We start from the raw sequence: 9654 nt of genomic DNA, 5'->3' as shown, positions 1-9654 counted from the left end.
TAATTGAAAGGCCTTCCCATCTGGGAAGGCCTTTTTGCTATGTACGGTTTTTCCAGTGACCTCCAGATTTGCACACAGGAACGAACACAAAGCCGAGCTTTGGTGTTTTTAGCGTGTTAAACCACCAATGTCTGGTTTTTACCTGCAGAGAGAGTGCCAGATAGCCGGTTATTTCTACCATTTTCTGGCTATATCAGAGTCTTATCAGTTTCATTTACAGCTATCTGAATGACTCTACAGGGGGCCAAATCAGGCTTCTGCTGCTTTCTGACTACAGGGCAGTTCCATATTGACCACCCCCTCTTCCATTTGCACATCGATCTTGAAGCCAAGCCGTTTGGCGAGGTTGACCATGCCGCGATTGCTGGGCATGGTCATGCCGGATAGCTGGCCAATCCCCTGCTCTTTGGCGTAGCGGATGATCTTCTCCATCATCAATTTGCCGAGCCCCACCCCTTTCAAGTCCGATCGCACCAGAATGGCAAACTCGGCATCGCTCTGGTCCGGGGTCGAAATGGCGCGTACCACACCGAGGATCTGATCCTGCAGCTCGCCATCTTGCCCCACCGCTACGAAGGCCATCTCCCGGTCGTAATCGATCTGGGTCATGCGAGCCAGCTCTTCATGGCCCAGCTCGCCCACATCGGCGAAGAAGCGCTTGTACCTGTCTTCATCGGAGACCTGCAGCACGAACTGCTTGTGAGCCGGTTCATCTTCCGGCCGGATCGGGCGCAGCAGGATATGGCGCTGATCTTTAAGCCAGGCTCCCTCCTCCAGTTCGGTAGGATAGGGGCGGATCGCCAGTCGGTTGCTGGTCGGGATGGTGGGGTCACTCAGTGTGAGGCTGGCATCCAGCACCACCATTTCGGCGCCGCACGCTTGCAGCGGGTGCAGGTCCAGTTCCTGAATCTCAGGAAAGGCGAGCAATAGCTCGGATAGTTGGCAGAGCACTTGACCGAGGGCATCGATATCCAGTCGTTCCGGTGTGGCCTGCTCACGGATCTTGCGGCTCTTGAGGGCGCCGATGATCTGGTAACGAGCCAGTGCCTGATTGAGCGGTGGCAAGGCTGCCACCATCTCCTGCGGTTCCGCACCCGACTCACCCAGCAGAATGACGGGGCCAAAGATGGCGTCTTGCTGGATACGCACCCGCAGCTCCAGGCCGCCGCTGCGGCGAGCCATCCGTTGCACCAGCAAGCCTTCGATGCGGGCGCCCGGATCATGCTGTCTGACCCTGTCCAGAATGGCATCTGCGGCTTGCGCCACTTCAGCCGAGGTACGCAGATTGAGTACCACGCCGTGCACGGCAGACTTGTGCAGGATATCGGGCGAACGGAGTTTCACTGCCACCGGATAGCCGATCTGCTCGGCGGTCAGGGTCGCCTCGATGGCGTCGGTGACGATCCAGGTTGGCAGGGTCGAGAGACCGGCGGCTTGCAAAATCGGGTGCACCAGATGGGTATCCAGCCTCAGCTGTTTGCGCTCCTGCGCCTGACGGATCAGTTGTTGGCACAGCTCGGCATTGAGCTGGTTGCCGTGCAGTGACGCCGGGGTTTCCATCAACTGTTTCTGGTTGCGGCGGTATTCCACCATGTGCATGAAGGCGGCCATGGCGCTTTCCGGCGTGCGGTAGGTTGGGAAGCCAGCCTCGGTAAAGAGTTTGCGCCCCTCTTGTGCCGAGTATTCGCCCGCCCAGTTGGTGAGGATATTGAAACGGCGCGCTCTGGGATGCTGTTTCAGATGGGCGATAAGATGGCTGGCCAGCGGCGCGCTCGGTGCCGTGAGCGAGGGGGCGTGGATGATCAGGATGGCGTCGATGCCATCTTCCTGCAACACGCTGTCCAGCGCCTCCTGATAGGTGGTGATGGTGGCATCGCTGCCGATATCGAGCGGCGGGCGAGCCAGCTTGCCGCCCCGTTCCAGCAGCACATCCACCGCCATATTGGCCAGCCCGCGGCCGTTGGAGATGATGGCGAGTCGCTCTCCCTTGAGGGTCATGGAGTGGCTCAAGGTTTCTACCGCGGCGAACAGTTCGTGGGTATCCCGCACCCGCAGCATGCCGGCGCGGCGGATGGCGGCATCATAGACGTTGTCGAGACCGTGGGCCGGTTCGTGGCGCCCGCTTTTCAGCACCAGGATCGGCTTGTTGCGCGAGGCCGCCCGCGCCGCCGAGAGAAAGTGGCGGGCGTCGTGCAGCTTGTCCATGTAGATCAAAATAGCGCGGGTGACGCTATCGCGGGAGAGCTGGTCCAGCAGCTGGCCGAAGTCGATGTCGCAGTGATCGCCAAGGGAGATGAAGACGGAGAAGCCAAGCTCATGCTGCTTGGCCCAATCCAGAATGGTGGTGCTGACGGCGGCAGATTGCGATAGAAAGGCGACCTGTCCCGGCTTGGCGGCAATGGGGGAAAAGCTGGCGTTGATCCCCTGGCCGGGCAGCAGCATCCCCATGCTGTTGGGGCCGAGCAGGCGAATGCCATATTTCTGGCATACCCGTTTCAGCTCCATCCGCTCCTCGGGGGAAAAGTCGGCGGCCAGTATGATGGCCGCTCCAGCCCCCTTTTGGCCGAGCGCCTCCAGCAACGGCAAGACCCGCTCCCGCCTGGTGCAGATGATGGCGAGATCCGGGGTCAGCGGCAGGCTGGCAATATCGGGATAGGCCAGCACGCCGGCGATGGATTTGTTGCGCGGGGTGACGGGGAGAATGGGCCCTTTGAACTGGCCCGCCAGCAGGTGGCGCACGATCACATGACCCGCCTTGAGCGGGTCGGTCGAGGCGCCGATCACGGCGATTGATTGGGGTTTGAACAGCCGATCCAGACCGCTTGCTTTCATGGGCACTCCCGATAAAAGGGGGAAGATGTCAGTCTAATACGCCTTTGCTGCGGGTTCTGTGACCGGATCCTGATCACCGTTTGTTCAGGGCATTGGCATGCAGATAAAAGCGCTGTTCGCCTTGCACCCGACGAATGGCACCCAGGTAGCGTTCCTGCAGATAGATATCCTGCTCCCGGTCCAGTGCTGTACTGGGCACGCCCATGCTCTGCAGATACTCGTCAAACAGGGTTGAACCCTTGATCTCTACCAGATGCTGTTTCATGGCTCTCCTCCCTGCGCCTTGGCGTTTGTTGATGAACGCCCAGTCTGCGATGACCTGCCGGGTTTGCCTATTGTCACTTTTGACACGAGATTTGACACGAGAGCGCTCACACATCTTTCAGAGAGGGCGCCGTTGAGGCGCTGGCTGGCGTTATAGTATGGCGAGGAGCACGAGGCACGGATGGTGCACGGGATGATCAGAGTCTGGTGGTGGTGCATGGCACTGTGGGCGGTTGGCGTATCGGCAACCGAGCAGCCTATCCGCGCCTGGAATCTGCTGCTGGATCACCCCAACCCTGCCGTCGTCCAGTTGCTTCGGCTCTCCCTCGATCTCACCGTGCCCGAATATGGTCCCTACCAGCTGGTCTCCAGCCCGCAGATGGAGCAGGGGCGGGCGGTGAAGGAGCTGCGTAGCGGCGAGCTGGTTCAGGTCGGTGTCTTTGCCCCCGATGGTGAGCGAGAGCGGGAGTTGCTGGCAATCCACATTCCGCTGGCCAAGGGGCTGCTGGGATGGCGGGTGTGTCTGGTTCGGCAGGGGGATGAGGGGCGTTTTGCTGCGATCGGGTCGTTGGCGGAGTGGCATCAGTCAGACCTCACCATCGGGCAGCACAGATCCTGGCCAGATACCCGGCTGCTCAAGGCCAACGGCCTCAAGGTGATGGCAGGCAACCTCTACGAGGCGCTCTTCAACATGTTGCGCAAGAAGCGTTTTGACTGCTTTTTGCGCTCCGTCATCGAGGTCGAGGATGAGTTGAAACAGCACCCGGATCTGGCCATTGAGCCCAGTCTGGTGTTTCGCTATCCGCTGGCGCTGCTCTTCTTTGTCTCGCCAAAATATCCGGAGCTGGCGCAGCGCATCGAGCTCGGCCTGCTGCGGGCGCGGCAATCCGGTGCTTTTGACCGGGTTTTTGAAGAGGGATTTGGTCGTACCATTCGGCGACTGAAACTGGATGAGCGGGTGCGCCTCGAGCTGCACAACCCCGACTTGCCGCTGCCCAGCCGCATCATGATGGCCGATCCGGCCCTTATCTATAAACCGGTGTCAGCGCAATGAGCCCTGATTCTGCGCAGTATCCCAGAAGGCGCGGATCAGCGGCTCTTCCAGCCGCTTCTTGAGCACCCCGATCCCCACATCAAATGGCTTGAAGGCGGGTTTGAGATCGATGATCCGCACCTTGTCGCCGAGCGGGCTGTGGTCGATCACCGCAGCCGGCACCAGCCCTACGCCGCAACCGAGCGCCACCATGGCGACAATCCCCTCGTTACCCGCCACTTCGGCATAGATGTTGGGGGCTATCCCCTTGTTGCGAAACCACTGATCGCTGCGTTTGCGGGCCAAGCCCTGTTCGGAGAGGATGACCGGCAGCCGCTCCCAGTCCGGCTCCCCCTGGCGGAACCACTGGTTCAGCTGAGGGGCGTTGCGCGGCGCGATAAAGACCAGCGGCACCCGCTGCAGGCTGGCAAATTCGAGCTTGGCTGGCAGGGCATCGGGGCGGGCGGCGATGGCGAGATCGGCCTCGTCGGCCAGGATCTTATCCACCGCCAGCGCCGGGTCGCCGGTCTCCAGCTTGATCTCCAGCTGGGGGTAGCGGCGGCGAAAGCGCTCCAGCACCTCGGGCAGCAGAAAGTAGCTGGCGGTGACCGAACAGAACACCCGCAGCCGCCCCTGCAACGGTTCGTCACTGCGTTTGAGCTCCTGCTTGAGCTGACGCCACTCCTGCAACAGGCCGCCGCCGAACTCCCGCAGCTTCTCGCCGGCGGGGGTGAGCCGCACCGAACGGTTGTCCCGCTCGAACAGGATGCAGCCGGTCTCCTGCTCCAGGCGCTGGATAGCGCGGCTCAGGGTGGAGGGGCTGACGGCCATGGCATCGGCGCTTTTGCCGAAGTGGAGGGAGTCGGCGAGGTGGAGAAACAGCTCGAGATTGCGAAGGTCCATCTTTCAGCTCCTGGCGTGGCATGTGTGTCCGATATCCGGCGGTTGGCGGCTTGTTTCTGCCATCTCGCGGTACATTCAGCAGGCAATTATGAAGGGTTGACGTTTCAATTATTGCAACGTACTGTTTCGAATATATCAGTTCAGGCAATAAGTGTCCCGCGCTATAGTGGGTCAAACAACGCCGCTACCCGGCATGGAATCAATCGAACGGAGCAATCACCATGGCTAACTATTTCAACACCTTGAACCTGCGTCAGCAGTTGGCCCAGCTGGGCAAGTGTCGTTTCATGCAGCGGGCGGAATTCGCCGACGGTTGCGACGTGCTGAAGGGCAAGAAGGTGGTGATTGTGGGCTGTGGTGCCCAGGGGCTGAACCAGGGCCTGAACATGCGCGACTCCGGGCTGGATATCTCCTACGCCCTGCGCAAGGCCGCCATCACCGAGAAGCGTGCCTCCTGGCAGAAGGCCACCGACAACGGTTTCGTGGTCGGCACTTATGAAGAGCTGATCCCGACCGCCGATCTGGTGCTGAACCTGACCCCGGACAAGCAGCACTCCGACGTGGTGAAAACCGTGATGCCGCTGATGAAACTGGGCGCCGCACTGGGCTACTCCCACGGCTTCAACGTGGTGGAAGAGGGTCAACAGATCCGCGCAGACCTCACCGTTGTGATGGTGGCACCCAAGTGCCCGGGTACCGAGGTACGTGAAGAGTACAAGCGTGGTTTTGGCGTGCCGACCCTGATCGCCGTTCACCCGGAAAATGACCCGAAAGGCGAAGGCATGGCCATCGCCAAGGCGTGGGCCTCTGCCACTGGCGGCGACCGTGCCGGCGTGCTGGAGTCTTCCTTCGTGGCGGAAGTGAAATCCGACCTGATGGGCGAGCAGACCATTCTCTGCGGCATGCTGCAGGCCGGTTCCCTGCTCTGCTACGACAAGCTGGTTGCCGAAGGGACCGACAAGGCTTACGCCGGCAAGCTGATCCAGTTCGGCTGGGAGACCATCACCGAAGCCCTGAAGCAGGGTGGCATCAGCCTGATGATGGACCGCCTCTCCAACCCGGCCAAGCTGCGTGCCTTCGAGCTCTCCGAGCAGCTCAAGGTGCTGATGCGGCCGCTGTTCGAGAAACACATGGATGACATCATCGCCGGCGAGTTCTCCCGCGGTATGATGGCAGACTGGGCAGAAGACGATGCCAAACTGTTCACCTGGCGCGAAGAGACCGGCAAATCTGCCTTCGAAAACGCCCCGGCGTTTGCTGGCAAGATCGCCGAGCAGGAGTACTTCGACCATGGCGTGGTGATGGTGGCCATGGTCAAGGCCGGTGTCGAGCTGGCGTTCGAGACCATGGTAGCCTCCGGTATCTATGAGGAGTCTGCCTACTACGAATCCCTGCACGAGCTGCCGCTGATCGCCAACACAGTCGCCCGCAAGCGTCTGTACGAGATGAACGTGGTCATCTCAGACACCGCCGAATACGGTAACTACCTGTTCGCCAACGCCGCCGTGCCGTTGCTGCGCGAGCACTTCATGCCGACCCTGAAAGCGGGCGATCTGGGTGCCAGCAAGGCGGAAGGGCAGAGCGTGGATAACCTGGCGCTGCTGGCGGCCAACGAAGCGACCCGCAACCACCCGATCGAAAAAATCGGCCAGGTACTGCGCGGTTACATGAAGGACATGAAACGCATCGCCGTAGGCGGTTAAGCCAGCATCGGGCTGGATGATAAACGGCGGGGATGACGATCCCCGTCGCCGGTCGGACTGGACACCCGAGCGGCCAGCCAGAAAACTCGGCCATACAGCCAAAAAAAGCCTGCCGCTTGGCAGGCTTTTGCGATCTGATAGCCGCCTGTGGCTGTGCTTATTGCAGGTTGAGGCCGCCCAGATAGTCGCGTTTGCCGAGATCGACTCCGGCGCGGCGCAGCAGGGCGTAGGTCATGGTGAGGTGGAAGTAGAAGTTGGGGATGCCGTACTCATGGACGCAGGTGTTGCCATCCATCCCCTTGCCGTCCGCCCAGTAGGGCTCGTAGCGGGCGCTGGCGTACTGGCTATAGTCCGCGTCCAGCTTACTCTGCAAATAGGTGATGGTCTTGCCGATATGGGTGCGAAGATCCGCCATGGTCTTGGGGTCATCGCCCTGCACCGGCGGCTCGCTGTGGCTGGCAGTGGCGACCACAGACCGGGCCGAATCGCAGCAGATTAGCACCTGCTTGCTAAGGGGCAGCATATCGACGATCAGCCGCTCGCCGAAGAAGTTCTCCACGTTGAACTGCTTTGCCTCGGCATGGGCTGCAGCCTTGGCCAGGCAGTGGTCAAGGTTGGTCAGCATCTTGATAAACTGGGCGGTAATGTCGCGATTCATGAGCACTCTCCATCTTGCTGAAACAGCGGCCCGCTTGCGCGGCCACAGTGAATGAGACTGGCTAATCGGCTACCAATATACTCCATCCCCAGACAGGTTCGAGCCCGCCGCGACAAAACATGGCCCCTAACACAGGCGGAGCCCTTTCCTTGTCACCCTACTTTTTGCAATTCACCCGGCCGCTCTCTTTGTTGTCTGGCAGCGGGTTTCTGACTACTCCCACAATAACGTCTTACCTGCTACGAGGTCCACGTTACGGCACCGTCACGCCTGTGCACACGTATTACCAGCCAAATGCTGACCCAAAAAAGACCCGGACTGAAGGTACCAGGCCGGGTCTTTAAATCACTCAACAGTAAGCACGAAGGTAATCAGTTGTTGGCATCGTTAAGGATAAGCAGCGCCGGGTCTACTCCACCGACGCTGTCAGAGAGCGCTGCGGCTGTCAGCAGCTGACCGTTGGTCAGATTCACCGGCAAGGGTCCGATGACCGGATTTTTGTCACCTGCTGCAGTGATGGTGACGTAATAATCACCGGCTGCAATGGCAAGATAGTCACTAAACCCCTTGAATGGCACGGCACTCAGGGCCGCTGAGGCGCCAGAAATGTCAGTGTCAGTGGTCAAATAGACATCGACGGCTGGCGCTGTGGGCGCCGCGTGCAACACCCGCAATTTAGCTTCGGTTGCGACTGAGCGGCCAGTGTCGGTCAGCAGCAGCGGGTCGATGGTTTCCCCTGATGGGGTTACCAGCTGACCAACTGCAAACAATGAATAGAGTGCGCCTGCCTGGAGAGCAACACCGCTGGCATTAATCACTTGTGGCGAAGTGGCACCGGTGGGGGTGACAGCAAAGTCATAAGTGGTGGCAGCCAATGTAAGGTATGAGGTGTTGCTCTTGAAGGCCAACCCCTGCAGCGGCGCGGCTGTCGGCGCAGTACCATTGACCCAGATGTCTACCGCAGGTGCATCCGCCACGGCGTGCACAACTCTCAGTTTTGCCTGCTCATCAGCTGACAGAATGGCGCTTGCGCCGCTACTGCTAATCGCTAGCAATTGCACCGGGCTTGGCCCGGCCCCGAGGTTGTCGATGGCGGCTACCAGCAAGTCACTTCCGCCTGCAAGAGGGAGGGTGCCCGAGTCATATACCACGGTAACTGTGCCCGGCAGGGTCAGCCTGACCTGATAGTCACCGGCAGGCAGGGTAATGGGATCGCTGTAGGTTTTGAAGGGGATATTGGCGAGGGTTGGGCTGCTCAGCGCAGCGCCCGGCGCCGTGACATGGATATCGACCGCCGGGGCCCCGGGGGCAGCATGTATCACTTGCACCCGAATATCGCTTGCTGCGGGAGCCATATTTGGCCGCTCGAGAACCAGCGGGCCAAACTGGGTATCACCGCTGCCGGTCAATTTGCCAATGGCCAGCACATCATATTGGGTGTCAGACTTCAATTCGAGGGTGACCGGGCCGATCACTGTGGCGGTGCTGCCCGGTAGGATTGCGTCTACCGCGATGCTGTAACTGCCAGCTTTGACCGGCTTCAGCCCGCTGCTGGAACCAAAATCAACGTCCGTGAGGAAGGTCGATCCGTTTACCTTCACATCCACTTTGGGCGCATCTGGTGCAAGATGACTGATCCTGATGGCGGTATTGGTATTGGTATTGGTATTGTCAGAACTACTGCTGCTGTCACTGCCTCCGCACGCGGCCAGGGTCAATCCCATGGCGATGGCGGCCAAACGCTGAATCCATTTCATCTGTTCAATCTCCATTTGTTTGGTAGCAACTTGCATATGGTGACCGAGCGAGATTGGATCACTACTTATTTTCTCTGTGTCGCGCTTGCCTGCGATAGCCGATTTTTTATTGGGACACCCATCTTTTTGACAGGGGAATATATCTGTTCTTGACTGAGGGGAGTGCCATAGGAGAGTGCCATGACCATCGCCCGTTTCCGTCAAATCAGCCTGCAAGATACCCCTTACTATCATGTGGTCAGCCGCTGTGTGCGGCGGGCTTTTCTATGCGGGGAAGATGCCCACTCGGGCCGGAGTTACCAGCATCGCCGCCAATGGGTCGTCGATAAGCTGGGGCAGCTGTCTCGGTTGTTTGCCATCGGCGTATGTGCCTATGCGGTAATGAGTAATCACTATCATCTGGTATTGAAAGTGGAGGCTGACAAAGCCGCTGACTGGGATGAACGGGAAGTGGCCGAACGTTGGGCGGCCTTGTTCCAATGGCCCCTGGCTAATAACACCATG

The 9654-nt window shown here is 59.7% G+C and carries 8 protein-coding genes; 3 read left to right on the top strand and 5 right to left on the bottom strand.

Annotated elements, in window-relative coordinates:
* Positions 1 to 249: 249 nt before the first annotated feature.
* Together BN1125_RS13810 and BN1125_RS13805 are read right to left on the bottom strand one after the other, a co-directional pair.
* Positions 250 to 2832, bottom strand: coding sequence for a bifunctional acetate--CoA ligase family protein/GNAT family N-acetyltransferase (locus tag BN1125_RS13810; protein WP_042012936.1), 2583 nt, complete (start codon positions 2830 to 2832; stop codon positions 250 to 252).
* 73 nt (positions 2833 to 2905) lie between these two features.
* A complete protein-coding gene (locus tag BN1125_RS13805; RefSeq protein WP_042012934.1) occupies positions 2906 to 3097 on the bottom strand; it encodes a hypothetical protein in 192 nt (63 codons plus the stop codon).
* Positions 3098 to 3289: 192 nt separating this feature from the next.
* Between BN1125_RS13805 and BN1125_RS13800 the strand changes: the two genes are divergently transcribed.
* Positions 3290 to 4150: a type 2 periplasmic-binding domain-containing protein gene (locus tag BN1125_RS13800; RefSeq protein WP_042012938.1), complete on the top strand. Its 861-nt coding sequence runs from the start codon at positions 3290 to 3292 to the stop codon at positions 4148 to 4150.
* Here BN1125_RS13800 and ilvY read toward each other — a convergent pair.
* Complete coding sequence (ilvY, locus tag BN1125_RS13795; protein WP_042012932.1) at positions 4139 to 5032, bottom strand: HTH-type transcriptional activator IlvY; 894 nt, start codon at positions 5030 to 5032, stop codon at positions 4139 to 4141. The genes BN1125_RS13800 and ilvY overlap by 12 nt on opposite strands.
* A 221-nt stretch (positions 5033 to 5253) precedes the next feature.
* Between ilvY and ilvC the strand changes: the two genes are divergently transcribed.
* Positions 5254 to 6735, top strand: coding sequence for a ketol-acid reductoisomerase (gene ilvC / locus BN1125_RS13790; RefSeq protein WP_042012931.1), 1482 nt, complete (start codon positions 5254 to 5256; stop codon positions 6733 to 6735).
* Between the two features lie 157 nt (positions 6736 to 6892).
* Here the strand turns inward: ilvC and BN1125_RS13785 are convergent, their stop codons facing one another.
* Positions 6893 to 7393 (bottom strand): DUF1993 domain-containing protein, encoded by a 501-nt coding sequence (locus BN1125_RS13785; protein WP_042012930.1) that lies wholly within the window; start codon positions 7391 to 7393, stop codon positions 6893 to 6895.
* 371 nt (positions 7394 to 7764) lie between these two features.
* Entirely contained in the window at positions 7765 to 9150 is a 1386-nt protein-coding gene (locus BN1125_RS13780) for a DUF4397 domain-containing protein (protein WP_042012929.1), read from the bottom strand.
* 180 nt (positions 9151 to 9330) lie between these two features.
* Here BN1125_RS13780 and BN1125_RS13775 point away from each other — a divergent pair.
* A partial coding sequence (locus BN1125_RS13775; RefSeq protein WP_042012927.1) for a hypothetical protein occupies positions 9331 to 9654 on the top strand: 324 nt, incomplete at its 3' end.

The organism is Aeromonas fluvialis (genome assembly GCF_000819885.1).
GTDB classification, from domain to species: Bacteria; Pseudomonadota; Gammaproteobacteria; order Enterobacterales; family Aeromonadaceae; genus Aeromonas; species Aeromonas fluvialis.
Note: the sequence above shows the minus strand (reverse complement) of the source record. Positions and strands in the feature narration are given on the sequence as shown.